A 20,344-nucleotide genomic window follows, 5' to 3' on the forward strand; every position below is an offset into this window, starting at 1 on the left:
TGACTCTGCAAGCCTGTCTGGGGCTTGTGCGCTCAAGCTTCCTCAGGTGCCGCAAAAGGTCTGAAGCACCCGTTCTGTCGGCAATGGTGGTTCCGCATAGGGCGCAAAGCCTGGCTGATCCTCGTATGGGGTCGCGAGCACCTTCACCAATGCTTCGAATAGCGAAAAGTCGCCGTCCTCCACGGCAGCCTCGATGGCCTGCTCGATCCGGTGATTGCGGGGAATGAAGGCGGGATTGACCTTGCGCATCGCCGCCGCCCGCGCTGCCGGCGTCTGCGGATCGCGAGCTAGCCGCTCGCGCCAGCGTTCGAGCCAAGGTGTCGTTGACTGCGGATCGCTGAAGGTCGCGGCAAAATCGCCGACGTCCTCATCCTCGGCGAGGGCGGCCAGCCGGCGGAAGGTGAGGGTGAAATCCGTGCCCTGCTGCTGCATCGTCGCCAGCAGCGACTGTACCAGTTCGAGATCGCCGTCTTCCTCGCTCGCAAGCCCGATCTTGGCACGCATGCCGGCAAGCCAATAGCCCTGGAAATGCTCGCCATAGGCTTTGATGACTGTGTTCGCCAGTTCGATCGCCGTATCGACGGAGGGGTCGATCAGCGGGATCAGCGTCTCGCCGAGGCGCGCGAGATTCCATTGGCCGATCGCCGGCTGGTTGGCATAGGCATAGCGGCCATTGCGGTCGATGGACGAGAAGACGGTCGCCGGATCATAGGCATCCATGAAGGCGCAGGGACCGAAATCGATCGTCTCGCCCGATACGGTCATATTGTCGGTGTTCATCACGCCGTGAATGAAGCCGACATGCAGCCAGCGCGCGATCAATGAAGCTTGCCGGTCGGCCACGGCTTCGAGCAGGGCGAGATAAGGGTTCTTCCGGTCTCGGATCTCGGGATAGTGCCGAGCAATGACGTAATCCGCGAGGGTTCGTACGCTCTCCGTATCGCCCCGCGCCGCAAAGAACTGGAAGGTGCCGACGCGGATATGACTTGCCGCTACCCGAGTAAACACTGCACCCGGCAGCACTTCCTCGCGATAGACAGGCTCTCCGGTGATCACGGCAGCAAGCGCCCGCGTCGTCGGAATGCCAAGCGCGTGCATCGCCTCGCTGACGATATATTCGCGCAGCACCGGGCCGAGTGCGGCGCGCCCGTCGCCGCGGCGGGAAAACGGCGTAGGCCCCGACCCCTTGAGTTGGATGTCCCGGCGCCTGCCATTCCGATCCTTCACCTCGCCGAGGAGGATCGCGCGTCCGTCGCCAAGCTGTGGCACGAAATTGCCGAATTGGTGGCCGGCATAGGCCATGGCGATGGGCTGCGATCCCAGTAGCAGTTCGTTTCCGGAAAAGATCGCCGCAGCATTCCGTTTCAGCGTTTCCACATCCAGCCCGAGTTCTCGTGCCAGTATCTCGTTGAACTTGACCAGCTGTGGCGCGGCAACCGGGGTCGGCGCCTGATCCGCGAAAAACTGCGGCGGCAGGCGCGCGTAGCTGTTGTCGAAGGCGACCGTCGGCGCCCGAAGGGCGGTATCATCGTTAAGAGGAGAGCTCATGCTTCTAAGGTAAGGCCGACGGAGAGGCGGCGCAAGGCGCTTGCTCTAGGTAGGAAATCATCCTACTTTATCCTACCGGATATGAGGAATTTGCGATGAACGAGAAACTGAGCATTTCGCTCCCCAGTGAAATGGTGGCGGCGATCAAGGCACGCGTCGATGCGGGCAGCTATGCCTCCACGAGCGAGGTGTTACGGGCGGCAGTCCGGGTCTGGCTGCGGGAAGAAGAGGAATATCAGCAGCGGATCGCAGCGATCAGACAAAAGGTTGCCGCATCCTTGGATGACCCTCGGCCAAATTTGAGCGGACACGACGTAAAACAGCGCCTTGATGCTTTTTTTGACAAGCGTCGATAGACCATGGAGCGATATGCGGTCGAGTACCGCCCGGAGGCCATGGAAAATCTGCTTGAAATCGCAGCTAACGTGCTCGATCTAAGTCAGAATATCAGAACAACGGAGGGGTATATTGGCCGTATTTACGCGCGTTGTGAAAAGATCGGCAATGCACCGTTCGGAGGCGTCGCTCGAGACGACCTAGGTCCAGGCATTCGTATGGCGGTCTTCGAAAAGAGTATCGTCATCCTTTACGTCATTGTCGAAAATACGGTCTGGATCACCAACATCTTCTTCGGAAGCAGAGACTACGCGACGCTTGTGACGCGTCCCTAGTCGTTTTCCAGCTCCCGCGCCATCTCCGCAAGCTTGCGCACCGTATTGAGATTTCTGGACGTGCCCACCTTCAAGGCCGGCAGCTTCAGCTTCGAGCGGCCCGAGCCATCGGGATAATGCACGTAGATTTCGCGGCCGGCGATATGCACTTCCTCGCCGCCAGGGGCGACGAGCTTGCTGAGTGCATCCTCCGGTGCCGCCTCCTGCAGGAAAGTCACCAGCAGGTAGTTCGGCTTGGCGTGCGGGAAGGGCGAATGTTCCGCCGCCCTTTCCAGAGCCTCGCGGCTGCGCAGAATCACGCCCGGAGACTTGCCCATCTTGGCCGCCAGCGCCTTTTCAAGTTGAGCTTGCACCGCCGCCTCATCCGCTCCGGCGCGGAAGACCACATTGCCGCTCTGGATATAGGTGCGCACATCCTGAAAGCCGATCTCTTCGCAGAGCGCCTTGAGATCGGTCATGGACAGCATGCCGGTGCCGCCGACATTGATGGCACGCAGCAGGGCGACGAAGACGGTCATGGTTTCCTCTTGCCGTTCCGTTTACATCTTTTCAGCGACCTTGACGGCGAAGGCGTATTCGAACGCCACTTCCTCCAGGCGCTGGAAGCGGCCGGAAGCGCCGCCATGGCCCGCATCCATGTTCGTCTTCAGGAGAATAGGCGCATTGCTCGTTGTCTTATCGCGCAGCTTGGCGACCCACTTGGCCGGCTCCCAATAGGTGACGCGCGGGTCGGTAAGGCCGCCGAGTGCGAGGATCGGCGGGTAGGGCTTCTCGCCGACATTGTCATAGGGGCTGTAGGCGGCGATCTGCTCGTACTCTTCCTTGCTCTCGATCGGATTGCCCCATTCCGGCCATTCCGGCGGCGTTAGCGGCAGAGTGTCGTCGAGCATGGTGTTGAGCACGTCGACGAAGGGCACGGCGGCGATGATGCCGGCGAATTTCTCCGGCGCCATGTTGGCGACGGCCCCCATCAGCATGCCGCCAGCCGATCCGCCTTCGGCGATGATCTTCGCGTAAGAGGTGAACTTCTGCTGATTCAAATAGTCGGCTGCGGCGATGAAGTCCTTGAACGTATTGGTCTTCTTTTCCATCTTGCCGTCTTCGTACCAGGCAAAGCCCTTATCCTTGCCGCCGCGGATATGGGCGATGGCATAGACGAAGCCGCGGTCGGCGAGCGAGAGGCAGTTGGTGTTGAAACCGGCGGGGATGGTAACGCCGTAGGCGCCGTAACCATAGAGTAGGCACGGGGCCGAGCCGTCGAGCGGCGTGTCCTTGCGATAAAGCAGCGTTACCGGCACGGTCTCGCCATCCCATGCGGGTGCGAAGACGCGGCGCGTCACATAGTCTTCCGGATTGTGGCCAGAGGGCACTTCCTGCGTCTTCAGCAGGGTGCGCTCGCGCGTCACCATATTGTAATCGTAGAGCTGGCTCGGCGTCGTCATCGAGGAATAGGAGAAGCGGATGACATCCGTATCGTATTCCGCCGCGCCCTGCAGGCCGAGTGCATAGGCTTCCTCTTCGAAGGCGATCGCATGTTCTTCGCCAGTGCGGCGGTCGCGGATGACGATGCGCGGCAGGCCGTCCCTGCGCTCCAGCCAGAGGAGATGGCGAGCATAGGCGAGATGGCTGAGGATCAGCGTGCCCGGCTTATGGGGCACGACCTCACGCCAGTTTTCCTTGCCTGGGTTCTCCGCCGGCGCTTCCATGATCTTGAAATCCTTGGCGTCGCCATCATTGGTGAGAATGTAGAAGACGTCGCCGCCCTCGCTGATCTCATATTCGATCTCGGTTTCGCGCTCGGCCACGATTTTAGGCTCGGCGGTGAGATCCGAGGTCGGGATGATGCGGTATTCGCTGGTCTCGTGATCGTGGATGTCGATGAAGATGTAATCGTCGAGCAGCGAGCCGCCGACACCCATGAAGAAGCCCGGGTCCTCCTCCTCATAGACGAGCCGGTCGTCGGACTGCGGCGTGCCGATGATGTGATGAAAGATCTTGGAAGGGCGATGGTTCTCGTCCTGCAGCGTATAGAAGAAGCTCTTGCCGTCGGGTGCCCAGACGGCGTCGCCCCCGGTGTTCTCGATCACGTCGGCAAGATCCTCGCCGGTTTCGAAATTGCGGATCTTCAGCGTGAAGTATTCCGAACCCTTGTCGTCATAGCCCCAGATGCCATGGCTGTGATCGGAGGAATGATCGAGGCCGGAAAGACGGAAATAGGATTTTCCTTCATTCTCCTTGTCGCCATTCAGCAGCAGCTTGCGTTCGCCACCGTTGCGCGGTTCGCGGAAGAAGTGGGGCTGTTCGCCGCCGGTGATGAAGAGCGTGCCGTAAGCGTAGGGCCCATCCTTCATCGGTATAGAGCTGTCGTCTTCCTTGATACGGCCCTTCATCTCGCTGAAGAGGACCTTCTGCAGCTCCTTCGTGTCCGCCATAGCCGCGTTCATGTAGGTGTTCTCGGCTTCCAGATGCGACCGGATTTCCGGGGCCAGGATCGACGGGTCCTTGAACATGGCCTGCCAGTTGTCGGCCCGCAGCCACGCATAATCGTCGGTGCGGGTAATACCGTGACGTGTATCCGTAAACGGTTTTTTCGGAGCGGCGGGCGGGGTGGGAAGATTCTTGAAAACTGACACGAGGTGCGCTTTCTCTGGAGTGAAAGTCGGATGTGAAGTGAAGAGAGAAATAGAGGGCAGCGAGGTGAGGTTCAAGCGGCAAGTCTGTCCCTCAAGCTTCATGCAAGCAGTCGATACTAGTCTCGCTCGAAGTGGCGGCTTGCGGGAGGTCTCATCGCGGCGCTGCCTTGATGAGACCACATTCTTTATCGAAGTCGGCATACAGTGCGTCGACATGAAGGCGGTCAAAGCCTTCTCTGATGGAGCCGATGCACTCAAATCCAAAACAATGCAAGGGACCGGTCTTTATGCTGAAACTCTTCGCCATCCTTATTCCATTGGTTAGCGTCGCCACTTCCGCTTTTGCCGTCGATGCGGCTATCAAGAAGCAGTTGGAAAAGCTCGATCCGTCGGAGCGAATGGAGCAGGCGTGCGATGCAGAGGCCATGAAGCGGATCGGTACGGACAAGACGGGTTTCAAACCGGATAAGGTGATCGCCTATACATTCGGCGATCCGGATATGAAGCCGGATGCCATGAATGCGCCCGGCGCCGTCTTTCGTAGCAAGGGTGACTGGTATCACCTTTCCTATAGTTGTGTGACCGGACCGCAGCACATCCATGTCCGCGATCTGAGCTATCAGATCGGTGACAAGGTGCCGCGCGACGCCTGGCAGGAGCATTATCTCTACGATTGAGCGCGTGGATGAAGCATCAAGGCCGCCTCGGACATCACGTCACGGCGGCCACGCTCCATCCTGAGGTAGTTTCCAATCTCATCGCCGTCTCAGCGATTCCACACGCGTCAGCTCCGACAGGATGTGGTCCTGTACATCGGGCGGCTGCCGGCACACGGCATCCGTCAGGTCACGCAGCGTCGCTCTGAGGCTGTGAAGCTGATCCACCAGATCCATAACGACATCGACGCCGGGTTCATTGACGCCCATCGACTTGCTGAGGTCGAGAATAAGCTGGCCGCGCGCGATATCGGCATCGTGAAAGTTCCGCCCCTGATCGGTGACTTCGGGCACGACCCAGCCTTGGGATATCCAGACTTCCAGCACCGTGGTTTCGATCCGGAGGTGAAGTCGAAACTCGTTCTCGTTCATCGCTTATCCTCCCATGGTCTTTCTGGGATCTTGCGCCTTGCCTGCCTCCCATTCGGAAACGAAGCGCGTCAGCTCGGGATCCGGCGCATCTGGGAGGACGATCTTCAGCGAGACATAGGCATCGCCATTGTCCTTGCCGCGCACGGGTGCGCCCTTGCCCTTCAAGCGCAACACCTTGCCGGTATTGGAGTTCGGCGGCAGCGTCACGGTGACAGCTCCTGACGGCGTCGGGACGCGAATCTTGCCGCCGAGCACAGCTTCGGCCAGCGAGATCGGCACTTCCAATCGGATATCGTCGCCATCCCGCGTGTAGAAGCGGTGCGGCCGAACATGTACCGCAATCAGTGCATCTCCCGGCTTGCCGCCGTTGAAGCCTGGATCACCCTTGCCCTTCAGCCGAAGCGTTTGCCCATCGCGCGTTCCCGGTGGAATTTGAACGTCCAGCGCAGGCCCGTCCGGCAAGCTGATCTGCTTCTTGGCGCCATTGATGGCGTCGAGAAAATCGACTTCCATCGTATAGTGACGGTCTTGACCCTGCATTTGCGATTGGCCTCGGCTGCGACGCGAGAAGAAGCTGGAGAATATATCGTCGGCATCGCCAAAATCGGCAAAGCCGCCCGCATTCTGATAGCGGCCGCGCTGGCCTTCCTGCGCTGCATAATCGCGGTAGTAGTTGCGCGGCGCCTGTTCGGCGCCACTGCTATCGATTTCGCCGCGGTCGAACCGCGCACGCTTCTCCTCGTCGCCGAGGATGCCATAGGCGGCCGAGACCTCCTTGAATTTGTCCTCGGCCTGCTTGTCGCCGGGGTTGAGGTCCGGATGCAGCTTCTTGGCAAGCTTGCGATAGGCGCTTTGAATATCCTTTTGCGGGGCGTCCCGCTTTACGCCCAAAATTTCATAGGGATCGCGACTCATACATGTCTCTCTTTAGGAGCACGGAAAGATACGCAGATAGTGCTAGGTTAAGCTCATATCAATCGTATCATAGACGCGGTCAGGTTGAAGCTCGTGCTTTGCAGCTTTCACGCCTGGCGCATTTCTGATGTGAAATGGCATGATGCTGCGAGTTTGCCATATTTCCGGCGTGTTGCCGGATGATGGCGAGCGTTGCGGTGGAGATGCATCATCTTCCTGCCGCCAGATTTCGTTTGCTTGACCGATCCGGTGGCCGCCCGATGAAACGCCTTTTGCTGACATCCATGATCCTGCTTGCCGCAAGTGCTGCTTTTGCCGCCCAGCCCGAGCAGCCGCCTGCCGGTTGGCCGCAGCTGCCGCCGAAGGCGCCGGTTTCGAAGATCAAGCTTGTGGAGCCGCATCTGCATGTCGATCGTGCCGGCAAGGGGGCGCCCCGCATCGCGCTCACCTTCGATGCCTGCATGGGCAAGACCGATCCGCGGATTCTGAGCACCCTTGTCGATCAGCGCATTCCGGCGACGATCTTCGTCACCGCGCGCTGGCTGCGCACCAATCCGGATGCATTGAAGGTCTTCCTTGCGCATCCGGATCTCTTCGAGCTGGAAAATCATGGTCAAAACCATATCCCCGCCGTCGATGTCCCGACCAAGGTTTACGGTATCGCCGCTGCTGGCTCGCCGCAGGCGGTCGCTCAGGAGGTGAAGGGCGGTGCGGACGCCATGATCGCAGCCGGCATTGCACAGCCGCGCTGGTTCCGCGGCGCGACCGCGAAATACACGCCTGCCGCCATCATGCAGATCCGTGGCATGGGCTATCGGATCGCCGGTTACTCGGTGAATGGCGACAGCGGTTCGCTTCTGCCGGCCAAGATGGTGGAAAAGCAATATGCCTCCGCTAAGGACGGCGATGTCATCATCTCCCACATCAACCAGCCGACGCATGCGGCAGGCGAGGGGGTCGCGGCCAGCATCCTCGCGCTGAAGGCCAAGGGCGTCGATTTCGTTCGTCTGCAGGATATCTCCGAAAAGGGTGACGACGACACGACCAACTGAGCGGTCGAGTGCTCGAGCAATTCCAGGAAAAGTGCGCAGCGGTTTTCCGCCCGGAATTGTGTGAAAACAAAGAGATGGAGCGGTTCAGAGATTCGTGAAAAACTGAACCGCCTCTAGCCCGGCAATTGCGGCTGCGTTTTTTCCTCGATGAAAAGCTCGTCAATGACGGTCATCACGATCAGCGACAGCGGCAGCGCCAGCATGGCGCCGACCGCGCCCCACATCCATGTCCAGAAGATGATGGCCAGAAAGACGACGAAGGGATTGAGCTCCCATTGGCGGCCCATGATCGCCGGAAAGACGAGGTTTTCCACGGTCAGGTGCACTGCGAAGAAGGCGACAGCCGGCGCGAGGCCGAAAATGATGTCCGAATGCGTGATAATGCCGGCGATCGCAAGCGCGATCGTCATGGTCGTGACGCCGAGGAATGGGATGAAGCTGGATACGAAGGCGAAAGCGCCCCATAGCACTGGCACGCTCATTCCGCCGGCATAGGCGATCAAGGTCATCACGAGGCCGATCCCGGCATAAATCAGCGAAGCCGTCGCAAAATAGAAGCCGAGCACCCGCTCCACGGAATTGATGATGCGGATGGCATTCAGTCGAGACGTCCTGCTGGAAAAGGTCATGATGATCGTCTTGCGCAGGCTTACCCTGCCGGCGAGGAATAGCAGCAGAGCTGCAAAGAAAATCAGGATCTGCACGATGGCCGGCGTCAGGCTGGTGGACACGACATGCAGCACGTTGCCGCTGTTCTCCAGCAGGGTGTTGATCGACATCGGGCTGCCTTGAAATGTTTCCGATGAAATATGCAGCCATTGAAACCGGTCGAGATAGGGCATCAGCCGGTCGGATGTGCGCTGGAAGAAGTCGGGCGCCTGCTGTGCGAGCTTGGCGATCGGTTCGGCGAGCGCATTGATGATGAGGAAGATCACCAGGGCAACGCTGGAGGAAAGAATGACGGCATTCAGAACGCGGGGAATGCCGAGCTTGCTGAGCCTTTCGGCTGCCAAGCCGAGGATCATCCCGACGACGACGGCAAGCGTCACCGGAATGAGGATCAGCGACATCGTGTAGACGGCGGCGAAGGCCAACATCAGGAAGATGCCGATCGTTGCCCAGGAGGCGGCAATGTTGAGCTTGTCGCGTCCTCGCTGGCCGGAAAGACCGAAAATTTCCGTTTCATCGTCTTGTGCACGGGATGCGTTGCGATCGATACCCGGGCCGACATCCTGCGACGCGGTTGCTGCATCCGATCGGCCGGCGGCGATTTTGTCGAATTCCATCCCCGGAAAGTTCCCCGAAGGCAGGATTGCCTCGCTACTTCAACGCGAAAAGCCCGCCGCGGTTCCGCAACGGGCCTCCTTCTGAAGGATATTCGAAGCTGGTATCAAGCGGTTAGGTTGAGTCCTATGCCCCATGGATCGCGCAGCGATACGCCGCCGTCGCGCTTCTCCGTCCTGATTTCGTGCTGCTCCAGGGCGGCAACGGCCTTGTCCAGGGCCGCCTTGTCGTTGAACCGTAGCGTATAGTCGGAAAGACCGGTCATATGTTCGCTGCGGATGCCGGCGCCGCGGCTGTTCCAGGTATTGGCGCCGAGATGATGGTGATAGCCGCCAGTCGCAAGGAAGGTCGCGCCGGGATAGCGCGCCGCCATGATCTTCATGCCGAGGACGTCGCGATAGAAGGCGTTGGCTTCGGCGACATCGCCGACCTGCAGATGAATATGGCCGATGGCCGACCCTTCGGCCATACCGTCCCAGCGATCCTGCGGGGCGCTTTCGTAGAGCTTCTGCAGATCGAGCCGGAGCGTCGCCATCTCGACCGTGCCGTCATCGTGAAACGTCCATTGCTCATGCGGGCGATCCGCATAGATCTCGATGCCATTACCTTCCGGGTCGGACAGGTAGATGGCTTCGCTGACGATGTGATCGGAGGCGCCTTCAAGAACGACATTGTTGTGAGCCGCATGGCGAAGCCAGCGCGCAAGCTCGACACGGCTTGGCAGCAGGAAGGCGGTATGGAACAGGCCGGCGGCAGTTCGCGGCGCGCGCACAGCCGCCCGATCGGTCGTCAGCGTCAGAAGGGGATGACCGGCGACGCCGAGGACTTCGCCGCTTGCAGTCTTTTCGATGACCTTCAGACCAAGCATATCCTGATAGAAGCGGGATACGAGCGGCAGATCGGTAACGACGAGATGGGACTGGCCGACATAGGCGGGACGGGTCAGGGCGTAGGAGGGGGCAATTTCGGTCATGGTGTCAGTTCCAAACTTGGGATGGCGTCTTGAAAGGCAACCGGCGTCGGCGGCAAGGGCCGCCGGTGGCGGACAGGAGGGTTTCGCCGGTTGATATGCCTTTTTGATCCCGTGGTCCGCTGTACTTGCATATTCATATGCCGGATTCCGATTGTTCACAGAAGACCATAAATTGCGGATTGAGCGTTCGCTTTCCATTGACGAGCGATAATCCAGCCTGTGGCAAGCCGTTCACGAAGATTGATCGATGTGCGCGTTTGGCGCAGTTGTCTCCTCCCCTTTCTAGTGCAAGGATCGGTCTCCAACGAAAACGGAACCGGATGAAATGACCGAGTACAGAGGCATCCGCTGGGCCTATGATCGCTATGAGATCATCGCAGACGGCATCGTCAATGGTGTCGGCGTGGTCTTCGCGCTGATCGGTGCCACCGTACTGATCTTCTATGCGACGGTTTGGAGCTCCTACGGCGAAATTGCCGCCGCGTGGATCTATGGCGTCGGCCTGGTGCTGACGCTCGGAATGTCCTTCACCTATAATCTGTGGCCAGTATCCAGGACGAAATGGTTTCTGCGCCGCTTCGACCACTCTTTCATCTATGTCCTGATCGCTGCTACCTATACTCCGTTTCTGGAGCGCGGATCCGAGGACCCGCTGCTGCTTGGCGTGCTGATCGCCGTTTGGGTGTTTGCAGCGTTCGGTATCGTCCTGAAAGTCCTTTTTCCGGGACGCTTCGATCGGCTGGCGATTCTGCTCTACCTTGCAATGGGCTGGAGCGGCATCCTCGTCGCCAAGCCCGTTTCCATGCATATTCCATTCGCCTCGATGCTGCTCATCATCATCGGCGGCGTCATCTATTCGCTCGGCGTGATCTTTCACGTCTGGGAAAAGCTGCGCTTCCAGAATGCAATCTGGCATGGCTTCGTGGTCGCCGCCGCTGCCGTGCATTATTCGGCGGTACTGACCTGCTTCAGCCTGTCGCCGGAAAACTTTTGACGATCTCGGCCGTGGGCGCGCATTTCTTCGTCGAACGCAGGCTGCGCACGAGGCGCATGACGATGGCGTCGTAGCGCTGCATGTCCGCCTTCGAATAGTCCATTTGGAAGAAGGCGGCGCCACCGTTGCAGAGCGCAACTCCACGCACATAGACGATGCGCCCCTGCCTGGTGCCGGAAAAGCTGATGCCGCGCGAATTCGATTTCGAATAGGAAATCTTCCAGCCCTGGTCCCTGGCGAGCGCCACTCTCCCATTCGCTTCCGATGCAAAATCGCCATTGGCAACCATCGTGCCGAAGACCTGCAGCGAAGCGGAGCGATCTGCCGGCGACAGCGACAGCCGATCGGTATCCTCGGAAGAGGCGGCAAGATGGAATTCCGACGGCAGCTCGATCGCGTAGCCTAGACCCGCATTGTCATAGGACCACCAGTCCGCGGCAAAGGCCGAGACGGGGAAAAGAAGCAGGATGGCAATCAGGCGGGCGAGCATTGCGGTTTCCGGGAGGCAGGATCTGCAAACCGATCAAGAGTAGCGCTTTTTTGAGCGCAATTTCCATAGCAGTTCAGAAAATACCGGTAAATTAGCGCAAATTCATTACAACTTCATTGCGAGCCATGCAGGGATAGCAAGGAATTCTGCAATGCTGCGCCGTTCAAACCGGCATCGCAGGCTTCCGGACGATCATTGAATCCCGCAACCTCCACGGTTGTTGGCAGCAAAAATCGATTTCGGTGGTTTACGTCCGGTTTTCCCTTGGCAGGGCTTGAGGCGATGTGTCCTTTCGCCTATCCCTTCAAGACCGCTCCGGCTTTGCCGGATTCTGCATGAACGTTCAGTTAGGGGGGAGCATGGCCGCCGCCACCGCGGGCCTGACATTCCTGGCTCTATGCCTGCCCTTTCTCGGTGCGCTGATCGCGCCGGTTGTCGTTCGGCGTTTGGGCCACAATGCGGCGTGGCTCCTGGCGCTGCTTCCCGCTCTCGCCTTTCTGCATTTTTCGAGCTTCCTTCCCACCGTTGCAGCCGGCGGCATCCAAACTGGCGGTTTCGATTGGGTGCCGAGTCTCGATCTCCGGTTCTCCTGGCTGATTGACGGCCTGTCGCTGACCTTTGCGCTGCTCATCACTGGCATCGGCACGCTGATCGTCCTCTATGTCGGCGGCTATCTGAAGGGGCATATCGATCTCGGCCGCTTCTTCTCCTTCATCTTCCTCTTCATGGGCTCGATGCTCGGCCTCGTCGTCTCGGACAGCTTCCTGACGCTCTTCGTCTTCTGGGAGCTGACCTCGATCACCTCCTTCCTGCTGATCGGCTTCGATCATCACCGGGAGGTTTCGCGGCGGGCTGCACTGCAGGCGCTGGTCGTGACCGGCGGCGGCGGGCTGCTGTTGCTGGCCGGCCTGCTGCTGATCTGGCAGATCACCGGCATCGGCGCGATGTCCGATCTCCTGAAGGCCGGCGATGTCCTGCGTGCAAGCCCGCTCTATTTGGCGGCCCTGATCCTTGTTCTTGGCGGCGCCTTCACCAAATCGGCGCAGTTCCCGTTTCACTTCTGGCTGCCGAATGCCATGGAGGCGCCGACCCCGGTCTCGGCCTATCTGCACTCGGCAACCATGGTGAAGGCCGGCGTCTATCTGCTGATGCGGCTCAATCCGGCCATGGGCGGAACCATGGCCTGGCAGACGATCCTGCCGGTCTTCGGCGCGGCGACGCTGCTGGTCGGGACCCTGCTTGCGATCCGCCAGACCGACTTGAAGCTGAAGCTCGCCTATACGACGGTTTCCTCTCTCGGCCTGCTTGTGATGCTCACCGGCTTCGGCACCGATTATGCCATCGAGGCGGCCGTCCTCTATCTGGTGGCGCATTCGCTGTTCAAGGGAGCCCTGTTCATGGTCGCCGGCATCGTCGATCATGGAACGGGAACGCGTGATATCACCCGGCTGGGCGGCTTGCGCTCGGCCATGCCGCTGACTTTTGCGGCTGCGCTGGTCGCCGCCATGTCGATGGGTGGCCTGCCGCCGGCCTTCGGCTTCCTTGCCAAGGAAGAGATCTATGCCGCGCTGGCACAGGCATCGCCGGCTGCGATCATCCTCACCATCATCGCCGTGGCCGGCAATGCGCTGATGTTTGCCATCGCCTTTGCCGTAGCGCTGAAGCCCTTCATCGGCCCGCTGACCGAGACGCCTCATCAGCCGCATGAGGCGCCGCCATTGCTCTGGCTCGGACCGGTCACACTTGCTTTACTCGGCATCGCTTCGGCTTTGTTCTCGGGCCCTTGGCACGAGCATGTCTCTTCGCCGATGGCAAGCGCGGTCGGCGGCAAGGGATTGGAGATTTCGGTCACCTTGATCCCGCATGTTGGTCTGCCTCTGGCGCTTTCTCTGCTGACCGTGCTGATCGGCGTCATCGTCTACTGGCAGCTCGATCGCGCCCGTTTCCTGATGTCCGTCGTCCTGCGTGCCCTCGGGCCGGGGCCGGATCGCGGTTTCGATGGTTTCATCTTCGGCCTGGTGCGGCTATCGCACATCGTCTCGCGGCTGCTGCAGCCTGGCCGACTGGAAATCTACGTCACCGTCACTTTCCTTTGCCTGGCGGCGATGTTGCTGATCCCTCTCGCTGCTCATGGCGAGCTGCCCGCGATACCGGCATGGCCGAACCTCCAATGGCATGAGGCAACGATCTTTTTGATTGCCGTCATCGGCGTTGTTGCGGTCGTCTTTGCGCGGGACCGGCTGACGGCGATCGTTTCGCTCGGCATCCAGGGCTTTGCCGTCGCCGTCATTTTCCTGCTGTTCGGCGCACCGGATCTTTCCTTCACGCAGTTCATGGTCGAGACGCTTGCGGTCGTGATTCTGGCGCTTGTCATGACGCGGCTGCGGCTTTCGCCGTCCGATCGCCGACCGCCGCTTGCCCGGATCGCCCATGCCGTGCTCGCCATTGCCTGCGGCAGCGGCTTTGCACTCCTCCTGCTGAAGGCGGCCGAGGCGCCGTTCGATCTGACGCTGACCGCCTTCTTCAATCAATATTCGAAGCTGATCGCGCACGGCGACAATGTCGTCAACGTCATCATCGTCGATTTCCGCGGCACGGATACGCTCGGCGAGATTGCTGTCGTCGCCATGACCGGACTTGCCATCTTGGCGCTGATCCGTATCCGCGCCGGTGGTGAGCGCAAGCTTGCAGCCAACGATCCCGATCTTGAGGAGAAGCCCGGTTTCGAGGAAGGGATGGAGGCCAAGCGCTCATGAATACGCTGATCTTCCGCACCGCCGCACCGTTTTTGACGGCCCTAATGTTGCTCTTCTCCATTTTCGTGCTGCTGCGCGGTCATAACGAGCCCGGCGGCGGCTTTATCGGCGGCCTGATTGCGGCTTCGGCGCTCGCGATCTATGGTATCGCCTGTGGTGTGACCGCGGTCCGCCGCGCGATTGTCTTCCATCCGCTGTCGATTGCCGGCTTCGGCCTGCTTGCGGCGACCATCGCAGGCATCCTGTCCATATTGGCTGGCGTGCCGTTCATGACGGGGCTGTGGATCTATCCGCATCTCTTCGGCATCGAGGTGCCGCTTTCCACCGTCATGCTCTTCGACACCGGCGTCTATCTGGTCGTCGTCGGCGCCATCACCTCGATCGCGCTCGCGCTCGAAGAGCGGGAGGTGGATTGATGGAGGCCGTCTTCGCCGTCGTCGTCGGCATCTTCTTCACCGCTGCGATCTATCTGATGCTGTCGCGATACTCGATCCGCATCATGCTCGGCATCGCGATCCTCGGCAACGCTGTCAACCTTCTGCTGTTCACGGCCGGCCGGGTTACGCCCGAAGTGCCGCCGATCATTCAGAAAGGCAAGGCCACGCTCGATCTTGCCGCCGCCAATCCGCTGCCGCAGGCTTTGATCCTGACAGCAATTGTCATCTCCTTCTCGTTCCTGGCTTTTCTGCTCGTCCTGACCTATCGGGCCTATCAGACCTTGAAGACCGACAATACGGGCGAGATGCGGCTCGCTGAACCGGAGGAGCGGCCGCTGCCGCCCTTGGGGTACTGACGCAATGGCTGGACCCACGGATACCGCAGTTGATCTTTCCCAAGCGCTGGTTGCCTTGCCGATACCGATAGGACATTGGCTGGCCATTTTGCCGGTCGTTTTGTGTATTGGGCTCGGCGCGCTTCTTCTGATGCTGCGCAATCGCACCGAATGGCATGCCGCAATCGCCATTCCCGGCCTTGTGCTATTGGTGCTGATCGATGCCGTCTTGCTCTATCGGGTCGTCAGCGACGGCGCCGTGACCATGGTCATGGGGCGATGGCTGCCGCCCTTCGGCATCGCCTTCACCGTCGATATTTTCGGGGCGCTCATGGCTTTGACGGCGGCCGTCGTTGCGCTTGCAGCGGGTTTCTATTCTCTTGGCGAAATCACGGTGAGTGGTCGGCGGTATGGCTTCTTTCCATTCCTGATGCTGCTGCTCGCCGGCGTTAGCGGTGCCTTCCTGACGGGCGATGTCTTCAATCTCTACGTCTGGTTCGAGGTGCTGCTGATCTCGTCCTTCGGCCTGCTGATTCTTGGCTCGGAGCCGGAGCAGATCGACGGTGCGCTGAAATATGCTGTCCTCAACCTGATCGCCACCACGCTCTTTCTCGTCTCCGTCGGCTATCTCTACGCTGTCTTCGGCACGCTCAACATGGCCGATATCGCGATGAAGGCGAGGGCGGGGGACAGCAACGCACCGCTGATGACGCTGGCCGGCCTGTTCCTGCTGGCCTTCGGCATGAAGGCCGCCGCCTTTCCGGTCAATTTCTGGCTACCTGCCTCCTATCACACGCCACGCATCACCGTTTCGGCGATTTTTGCCGGTTTGCTGACCAAGGTGGGGGTCTATGCGCTGATCCGGGTTCTGGTCATGCTGCTGCCTGTCGAGGGGGCGGCGCTTGGTCCGCTCGTCGCGGTCGTTGCTATTGCCACCATGCTTGTCGGCGTCGTCGGCGCGCTCGGGGCAAACGACGTCAGGCGCATGCTCGGCTATATCGTCATCTCCGGCATCGGCACCATGCTTGCGGGTGTCGCTCTCGGCAGTGCCGAGGGCCTCAGCGGGGCGATCTTCTATGCACTGCATTCGATGGTGCTGATGACGGCACTTTACCTGCTCGCAGGGCAGGTGGCTCGGCTCGGCGGCAGCTTTTCCTTGAGCACTCTCGGTGGTCTCTATCGCCGCAACGGCTGGATTGCCGGCATCTCGCTGGTACTGTTCTTCGCCATCAGCGGCTTGCCGCCCTTTTCCGGCTTCTGGCCCAAGGTCGTGCTGGTCAAGGCGGCGCTTGCGACGGGTGCATGGTGGCTTGCGGCAACAATCCTTTTGGCCGGTTTCCTGACGACGATCGTCTTCGGGCGGGTATTTCTTCTGGCCTATTGGCGCCCGGCGGCGGCAGATGGGATTGCAGCGGAGCCGATTGCATGGCAGGCAGCGCTTCCGCTTCTTGCTCTTTCTCTGCTTGTCGTCGGCTTCGGCCTGTTTCCGGAATGGCTCCTGCACCTGACGCAGGCGGCCGCTGCCGGCCTCGAACAACCATCGGCCTATCTGCGCTCGGTCTTCCCCGCAGCAGGAGGCGTGCAATGATCCTCTTGGTCTTCAACCTGCTGCTCGCCATCGTCTGGGTCGCCATCACCGGCAGCGCTTCCTTCATCAATCTGGTCTTCGGATTCGTCCTTGCGGCAATTGCGCTGGCGATCGTCCGCTCGTCCTATGGCGGCGTGCTTTATCTCGGCCGTGTCCGCCGCATTTTGGCATTGCTGTTGCTGTTCATACGGGAGCTCGCCAAGTCGGTCTGGGCCGTCGCCGTCGCCGTCATGAGCCCCAGTATGGACGTAAAGCCCGGTATCTTCGCCTTTTCCTTGACGGTCGATCGCGATTTCGAAATCACGCTGCTTGCCAATCTCATCACTCTGACCCCGGGAACACTATCCGTCGACGTCTCCGATGATCGCAAGACACTCTATGTCCATGCGCTCGATTGCTCCGATCCGGAGGCTATCAGGCGCAGCATCGCCGACGGCTTCGAGCGCCGGATCATGGAGGCTTTCCGATGATGGCCGCATCCGTCGTTTCAGCCGCCGCGATGGTGGCGCTCGGCATTCTGAGCATTGCCTTCCTGTTGACCGTCTATCGCGTGGTGGCCGGCCCCACCTTGCCGGACCGGGTTCTCGCGCTCGACATGCTGGTGGCGATTGCCATCGGCTTCATCGCCGTCATGGCCACCAAGACAGGTTTCACGCTCTATATCGATATTGCCATCTCGCTCTGTCTCGTCGGCTTTCTCGCGACCGTCGCCTTTGCACGGTTCATCCTAACGCAGGGGCAATCGGATGCCGTGCAACAGGCTGGCACTGGACTGGATGAGAGTATTGCTGCTGAAGGCAAAAAGAGGCGTAAGCACCAAGGGCGGAAGAAGGGAGGGCGATAGTGGATTTGCTTTGGGCCGTCATAGTAACCGCGCTTCTACTTTCGGGCGCGCTGTTCTCGCTCATCGCCGCGATTGGCATCGTGCGTCTTCCCGATCTCTACAGTCGCATGCATGCGGCGTCGAAGGCGGGTACGGTCGGGTCCGGCCTGCTGCTACTTGCAGTCGGTATTCATTCGCAAGACATATCAGTCCTGGCAAGAGCATTGGCCGGCTTCGTCTTTTTCGTGCTGACCGCACCGATTGCAGCACATCTTCTCGCGCGTGCGGCACACAAGGCTGGACATCGGCTGACGCCACCTTCCGTGCGGGATGAACTGCTGACGAGGGAGCAGATCACCAGAGGCGCGTATAGAAAGAAGGGCTAACAAACGTGGAAATTGTTCAGGAAGGAATAGCTGTTCGCGTTATTAGTTATCTGTTTTTTAGTAGATGAATTTTTTGCGAAGAAATGTAGGGATTAAAAACTGGACATTTGGATAAAGAGTGCTAATTCAGATTCAAGTAGAGTTCTGATGTTGAGTTAGTCTCGGCCGGGTTTAAGCTCTCAATGCTTTTATCTTTCTTTGATGAAAAGCTGAGCAAAACTTTCTTCCGGTAACCGATTAAAGATCGCTATCGCGGTCGCTAATTCTGAGATCAGGCGGCAAGGGGCGGTTTTCTCTCGCATGAGGTCTAGGGGTGGATTTCATGCGGAAAGAAATTTGGTTTTATCCACCGTTTTCTTGCTGGTGACTGCTACGAATACGAGCAATGCGTTTGTGCGGATTGTTCGGCGCTGGGACATAGCGAAATCGACAGATTTCCGTAGCCGAGCGCAAAATATATAGCAACGTTGTGCCCTGCGTTCTCTCCGGAGGCGCGGACGCAGCAGGCAAGCCGATGAACAGGAGAACACAATGACAGATGCGGCCCTTGGCAACGGGCAGGAGTTACTGGTTGAACTGACTGCCGATATTGTAGCGGCCTATGTCAGCAACCATGTCGTACCGGTCAGCGACCTTCCGAATTTAATTTCCGACGTACATTCCGCCTTGAGCAGCACCTCGGCTCCGGCACCTGCCGTAACCGTGGTCGAAAAGCAGAAGCCGGCCGTATCCGTCCGCAAATCCGTGCAGGATGATCAGATCACCTGCCTCGAATGTGGCGGCAGCTTCAAGTCTTTGAAGCGCCATCTCATGACCCATCATGGTCTTTCGCCGGAAGAGTATCGCGAAAAGTGGGATCTCGCTGCCGATTATCCGATGGTGGCGCCAGCCTATGCGGAAGCCCGTTCGCGGCTGGCAAAGGAAATGGGCCTCGGCCAACGTCGCAAGCGCGGCCGCTGAGAGTTCCATAACGAACTTAAAGATAACCCGGCTTTTGGGCCGGGTTATCCCCATGTTGGCTGCATCCCCATGTTGGCTGCAGGAGCGGCCTATGCCGCGGCCCTGACACGAGCCTCTTCGCGAATGCGTTTGATCATCGAGCGCAATCCGTTGGCGCGCTGCGAGGAGAGATGCTCCACCAGCCCGATCTTCCCGAAGACATCGAGTGCGTCGAGAGCCGCGATTTCCGAAGCTGGCTTGCCGGAATAGGTGGCAAGCACGATCGCCACCAGCCCGCGCACGATATGAGCGTCTGAATCGCCTTCAAAGGTCAATATCGGATTGTCCGGATCGCCGGATGCATGCGTGACGAGCCAGACTTGGCTCGCGCAGCCCTGCACCTTATTTTCCAGCGTCCGCTTTTCCTCCGGCAGGTCGGGCAGCGCCTTGCCGAGCTCGATCACAAAGCGGTAGCGATCCTCCCATTCGTCCAGGAAGGAAAAGTCTTCGATGATCTTCTCAAGCGGTGTCATTGCAGCAGTCCAGATTGTCCATTGTCTTGGATATAGGCGAAACGGTGCCCGATTTGAACCCGGGACGACAAAGAACGCCACCGACCATAGGGCGGCGGCGCTGAAGTTGGGGCCAATGGAAGAATGTCAGATATGGGGGCGCGGCATCGGCAGTGGAATGGAGGACGGCAGCTTGACCGTGCCGGTAACGACGACGTCGGCCGTTTCTGCACCCGTGATGCGCTTGGCCGGCATCGGCTGCGCCATGGCGGCAACCTGATCGGTACCTGTGTGAGCCGTTGCGGCAGCCGCCTGCGGATTTGCGGCTTGATCCTTGAAGTGACGGCCGAGCATGTCATAGGCGACGCGAGCGCCGTCGCCGACCTGATAGCCGAGCGCCGTCAGCGTTTCGCCGCCCTTGGCACAGACATCCGGCTTCTCGTTGCACATAGCGCCGACATATTGAACGACGCCCGATGCCGCCGAAATCGCATCGGAAACCTGCAGCGTCGCTTCACCTGCCGGCCGCGGCGCACCCTCGGGCTTTGCAAAGATTGGCAGGAACATGAGAACCAGCGAAAACCAGAACCCTGCTCTAATCAGAAACCACATCGCCTAGCCCAACCTCTCTGTCGTTCGGCTCGATCGCCGATTCGGACTTGCCCGTCCGATCTGGTTCGAACCCTATCTGGCAGAGGACAACAGCGCTTTTCAAAACTTGGCAGCATTTTCTGCAATTTTGATTCAAATTTTAGCTTTCCGGCTTTGACCAGCATTTGGTTCAAATTGTAGCGATTGCTGTTAAGCATGTCTCGCCCTATCCGCCTGATATGCAGGGGTTTGCGGATGCAAGCTTTGCCGCAAAAGTTAACGTGGGGCGGAAATACGAATAAAATCCGTTGCTTACCCGCTGTTAACCA

At 59.5% G+C, this 20,344-nt stretch carries 24 protein-coding genes; 13 read left to right on the forward strand and 11 right to left on the reverse strand.

Annotated elements, in window-relative coordinates:
- Positions 1-42: 42 nt before the first annotated feature.
- Complete coding sequence (locus PH558_RS16920) at positions 43-1,548, reverse strand: protein adenylyltransferase SelO (RefSeq protein ID WP_285205664.1); 1,506 nt, start codon at positions 1,546-1,548, stop codon at positions 43-45.
- A gap of 95 nt (positions 1,549-1,643) precedes the next feature.
- Here PH558_RS16920 and PH558_RS16925 point away from each other — a divergent pair, with 95 nt between their 5' ends.
- Positions 1,644-1,904, forward strand: a complete 261-nt coding sequence (locus tag PH558_RS16925; protein WP_095434277.1) for a type II toxin-antitoxin system ParD family antitoxin — start codon at positions 1,644-1,646, stop codon at positions 1,902-1,904.
- Between the two features lie 3 nt (positions 1,905-1,907).
- A complete protein-coding gene (locus tag PH558_RS16930) occupies positions 1,908-2,219 on the forward strand; it encodes a type II toxin-antitoxin system RelE/ParE family toxin (RefSeq protein ID WP_350223813.1) in 312 nt (103 codons plus the stop codon).
- Here PH558_RS16930 and PH558_RS16935 read toward each other — a convergent pair.
- Both PH558_RS16935 and PH558_RS16940 read right to left on the reverse strand, forming a co-directional pair.
- Positions 2,216-2,737 (reverse strand): DUF1697 domain-containing protein, encoded by a 522-nt coding sequence (locus tag PH558_RS16935; protein ID WP_285205667.1) that lies wholly within the window; start codon positions 2,735-2,737, stop codon positions 2,216-2,218. The two genes, PH558_RS16930 and PH558_RS16935, sit on opposite strands and share 4 nt — an antisense overlap.
- A gap of 21 nt (positions 2,738-2,758) precedes the next feature.
- On the reverse strand, positions 2,759-4,852 hold the full coding sequence (locus tag PH558_RS16940) for a S9 family peptidase (protein ID WP_285205668.1): 2,094 nt from the start codon (positions 4,850-4,852) through the stop codon (positions 2,759-2,761).
- Between the two features lie 287 nt (positions 4,853-5,139).
- Between PH558_RS16940 and PH558_RS16945 the strand changes: the two genes are divergently transcribed.
- Positions 5,140-5,529: a DUF930 domain-containing protein gene (locus PH558_RS16945; RefSeq protein ID WP_095436211.1), complete on the forward strand. Its 390-nt coding sequence runs from the start codon at positions 5,140-5,142 to the stop codon at positions 5,527-5,529.
- Positions 5,530-5,607: 78 nt separating this feature from the next.
- Here the strand turns inward: PH558_RS16945 and PH558_RS16950 are convergent, their stop codons facing one another.
- Genes PH558_RS16950 through PH558_RS16960 form a run of 3 tightly spaced genes read right to left on the reverse strand, consistent with a single transcriptional unit; the run spans position 5,608 to position 7,137 of the window.
- Positions 5,608-5,940 (reverse strand): chaperone modulator CbpM, encoded by a 333-nt coding sequence (locus tag PH558_RS16950; RefSeq protein ID WP_095434281.1) that lies wholly within the window; start codon positions 5,938-5,940, stop codon positions 5,608-5,610.
- 3 nt (positions 5,941-5,943) lie between these two features.
- A complete protein-coding gene (locus tag PH558_RS16955) occupies positions 5,944-6,855 on the reverse strand; it encodes a DnaJ C-terminal domain-containing protein (RefSeq protein ID WP_285205671.1) in 912 nt (303 codons plus the stop codon).
- A gap of 42 nt (positions 6,856-6,897) precedes the next feature.
- Positions 6,898-7,137 (reverse strand): hypothetical protein, encoded by a 240-nt coding sequence (locus PH558_RS16960; RefSeq protein ID WP_285205672.1) that lies wholly within the window; start codon positions 7,135-7,137, stop codon positions 6,898-6,900.
- Here PH558_RS16960 and PH558_RS16965 point away from each other — a divergent pair.
- A complete protein-coding gene (locus PH558_RS16965; RefSeq protein ID WP_285205675.1) occupies positions 7,116-7,907 on the forward strand; it encodes a polysaccharide deacetylase family protein in 792 nt (263 codons plus the stop codon). The genes PH558_RS16960 and PH558_RS16965 overlap by 22 nt on opposite strands.
- Before the next feature lie 113 nt (positions 7,908-8,020).
- On the opposite strand, the gene PH558_RS16970 is transcribed toward PH558_RS16965, so the two are convergent.
- Positions 8,021-9,193, reverse strand: coding sequence for an AI-2E family transporter (locus tag PH558_RS16970; RefSeq protein WP_285205677.1), 1,173 nt, complete (start codon positions 9,191-9,193; stop codon positions 8,021-8,023).
- 104 nt (positions 9,194-9,297) lie between these two features.
- Positions 9,298-10,164, reverse strand: a complete 867-nt coding sequence (locus PH558_RS16975) for a VOC family protein (protein WP_285205678.1) — start codon at positions 10,162-10,164, stop codon at positions 9,298-9,300.
- A gap of 325 nt (positions 10,165-10,489) precedes the next feature.
- On the opposite strand from PH558_RS16975, the gene trhA reads away from it, so the two are divergent.
- The gene (trhA, locus tag PH558_RS16980) at positions 10,490-11,158 is read left to right on the forward strand and encodes a PAQR family membrane homeostasis protein TrhA (protein WP_285205679.1); all 669 of its coding nucleotides are present in this window, start codon (positions 10,490-10,492) and stop codon (positions 11,156-11,158) included.
- On the opposite strand, the gene PH558_RS16985 is transcribed toward trhA, so the two are convergent.
- Complete coding sequence (locus PH558_RS16985) at positions 11,133-11,648, reverse strand: hypothetical protein (protein ID WP_285205682.1); 516 nt, start codon at positions 11,646-11,648, stop codon at positions 11,133-11,135. The two genes, trhA and PH558_RS16985, sit on opposite strands and share 26 nt — an antisense overlap.
- A 359-nt stretch (positions 11,649-12,007) precedes the next feature.
- Here PH558_RS16985 and PH558_RS16990 point away from each other — a divergent pair, with 359 nt between their 5' ends.
- The 8 genes from PH558_RS16990 to PH558_RS17025 all read left to right on the forward strand — a co-directional run bounded on the left by PH558_RS16990 (position 12,008) and on the right by PH558_RS17025 (position 18,933).
- Complete coding sequence (locus PH558_RS16990) at positions 12,008-14,404, forward strand: putative monovalent cation/H+ antiporter subunit A (RefSeq protein ID WP_285205683.1); 2,397 nt, start codon at positions 12,008-12,010, stop codon at positions 14,402-14,404.
- Positions 14,401-14,820, forward strand: coding sequence for a Na+/H+ antiporter subunit B (locus PH558_RS16995; protein WP_095434289.1), 420 nt, complete (start codon positions 14,401-14,403; stop codon positions 14,818-14,820). Before PH558_RS16990 ends, PH558_RS16995 begins: the two co-directional genes overlap by 4 nt.
- Positions 14,820-15,197 (forward strand): Na+/H+ antiporter subunit C, encoded by a 378-nt coding sequence (locus PH558_RS17000; RefSeq protein ID WP_095434290.1) that lies wholly within the window; start codon positions 14,820-14,822, stop codon positions 15,195-15,197. Before PH558_RS16995 ends, PH558_RS17000 begins: the two co-directional genes overlap by 1 nt.
- Positions 15,198-15,201: 4 nt before the next feature.
- On the forward strand, positions 15,202-16,764 hold the full coding sequence (locus tag PH558_RS17005) for a Na+/H+ antiporter subunit D (RefSeq protein WP_095434291.1): 1,563 nt from the start codon (positions 15,202-15,204) through the stop codon (positions 16,762-16,764).
- Positions 16,761-17,234, forward strand: a complete 474-nt coding sequence (locus tag PH558_RS17010) for a Na+/H+ antiporter subunit E (RefSeq protein WP_095434292.1) — start codon at positions 16,761-16,763, stop codon at positions 17,232-17,234. Before PH558_RS17005 ends, PH558_RS17010 begins: the two co-directional genes overlap by 4 nt.
- Entirely contained in the window at positions 17,231-17,608 is a 378-nt protein-coding gene (locus PH558_RS17015; RefSeq protein ID WP_285205685.1) for a cation:proton antiporter, read from the forward strand. Before PH558_RS17010 ends, PH558_RS17015 begins: the two co-directional genes overlap by 4 nt.
- A complete protein-coding gene (gene mnhG / locus PH558_RS17020; protein ID WP_285205686.1) occupies positions 17,608-17,973 on the forward strand; it encodes a monovalent cation/H(+) antiporter subunit G in 366 nt (121 codons plus the stop codon). Before PH558_RS17015 ends, mnhG begins: the two co-directional genes overlap by 1 nt.
- A 531-nt stretch (positions 17,974-18,504) precedes the next feature.
- Entirely contained in the window at positions 18,505-18,933 is a 429-nt protein-coding gene (locus PH558_RS17025) for a Ros/MucR family transcriptional regulator (protein WP_069616071.1), read from the forward strand.
- An 89-nt stretch (positions 18,934-19,022) separates the two neighbouring features.
- Here the strand turns inward: PH558_RS17025 and PH558_RS17030 are convergent, their stop codons facing one another.
- Positions 19,023-19,445 carry a SufE family protein gene (locus PH558_RS17030; protein ID WP_092710230.1) on the reverse strand — a complete coding sequence of 141 codons (423 nt, stop codon included), beginning with the start codon at positions 19,443-19,445 and terminating at the stop codon, positions 19,023-19,025.
- Between the two features lie 126 nt (positions 19,446-19,571).
- Positions 19,572-20,036, reverse strand: coding sequence for a DUF5330 domain-containing protein (locus PH558_RS17035; RefSeq protein ID WP_095434295.1), 465 nt, complete (start codon positions 20,034-20,036; stop codon positions 19,572-19,574).
- Between the last annotated feature and the right edge of the window lie 308 nt (positions 20,037-20,344).

The organism is Rhizobium pantanalense (assembly GCF_030182525.1).
In the GTDB taxonomy this organism is placed as follows: Bacteria; Pseudomonadota; Alphaproteobacteria; order Rhizobiales; family Rhizobiaceae; genus Rhizobium.

Coding starts and splice junctions, on each gene's coding strand:
- PH558_RS16920 (WP_285205664.1), bottom strand. CDS start 1,548: ATGAGCTCTCCTCTTAACGATGATACCGCCCTTCGGGCGCCGACGGTC.
- PH558_RS16925 (WP_095434277.1), top strand. CDS start 1,644: ATGAACGAGAAACTGAGCATTTCGCTCCCCAGTGAAATGGTGGCGGCG.
- PH558_RS16930 (WP_350223813.1), top strand. CDS start 1,908: ATGGAGCGATATGCGGTCGAGTACCGCCCGGAGGCCATGGAAAATCTG.
- PH558_RS16935 (WP_285205667.1), bottom strand. CDS start 2,737: ATGACCGTCTTCGTCGCCCTGCTGCGTGCCATCAATGTCGGCGGCACC.
- PH558_RS16945 (WP_095436211.1), top strand. CDS start 5,140: ATGCTGAAACTCTTCGCCATCCTTATTCCATTGGTTAGCGTCGCCACT.
- PH558_RS16950 (WP_095434281.1), bottom strand. CDS start 5,940: ATGAACGAGAACGAGTTTCGACTTCACCTCCGGATCGAAACCACGGTG.
- PH558_RS16955 (WP_285205671.1), bottom strand. CDS start 6,855: ATGAGTCGCGATCCCTATGAAATTTTGGGCGTAAAGCGGGACGCCCCG.
- PH558_RS16965 (WP_285205675.1), top strand. CDS start 7,116: ATGAAACGCCTTTTGCTGACATCCATGATCCTGCTTGCCGCAAGTGCT.
- PH558_RS16960 (WP_285205672.1), bottom strand. CDS start 7,137: ATGTCAGCAAAAGGCGTTTCATCGGGCGGCCACCGGATCGGTCAAGCA.
- PH558_RS16970 (WP_285205677.1), bottom strand. CDS start 9,193: ATGGAATTCGACAAAATCGCCGCCGGCCGATCGGATGCAGCAACCGCG.
- PH558_RS16975 (WP_285205678.1), bottom strand. CDS start 10,164: ATGACCGAAATTGCCCCCTCCTACGCCCTGACCCGTCCCGCCTATGTC.
- trhA (WP_285205679.1), top strand. CDS start 10,490: ATGACCGAGTACAGAGGCATCCGCTGGGCCTATGATCGCTATGAGATC.
- PH558_RS16985 (WP_285205682.1), bottom strand. CDS start 11,648: ATGCTCGCCCGCCTGATTGCCATCCTGCTTCTTTTCCCCGTCTCGGCC.
- PH558_RS16990 (WP_285205683.1), top strand. CDS start 12,008: ATGGCCGCCGCCACCGCGGGCCTGACATTCCTGGCTCTATGCCTGCCC.
- PH558_RS16995 (WP_095434289.1), top strand. CDS start 14,401: ATGAATACGCTGATCTTCCGCACCGCCGCACCGTTTTTGACGGCCCTA.
- PH558_RS17000 (WP_095434290.1), top strand. CDS start 14,820: ATGGAGGCCGTCTTCGCCGTCGTCGTCGGCATCTTCTTCACCGCTGCG.
- PH558_RS17005 (WP_095434291.1), top strand. CDS start 15,202: ATGGCTGGACCCACGGATACCGCAGTTGATCTTTCCCAAGCGCTGGTT.
- PH558_RS17010 (WP_095434292.1), top strand. CDS start 16,761: ATGATCCTCTTGGTCTTCAACCTGCTGCTCGCCATCGTCTGGGTCGCC.
- PH558_RS17015 (WP_285205685.1), top strand. CDS start 17,231: ATGATGGCCGCATCCGTCGTTTCAGCCGCCGCGATGGTGGCGCTCGGC.
- PH558_RS17025 (WP_069616071.1), top strand. CDS start 18,505: ATGACAGATGCGGCCCTTGGCAACGGGCAGGAGTTACTGGTTGAACTG.
- PH558_RS17030 (WP_092710230.1), bottom strand. CDS start 19,445: ATGACACCGCTTGAGAAGATCATCGAAGACTTTTCCTTCCTGGACGAA.
- PH558_RS17035 (WP_095434295.1), bottom strand. CDS start 20,036: ATGTGGTTTCTGATTAGAGCAGGGTTCTGGTTTTCGCTGGTTCTCATG.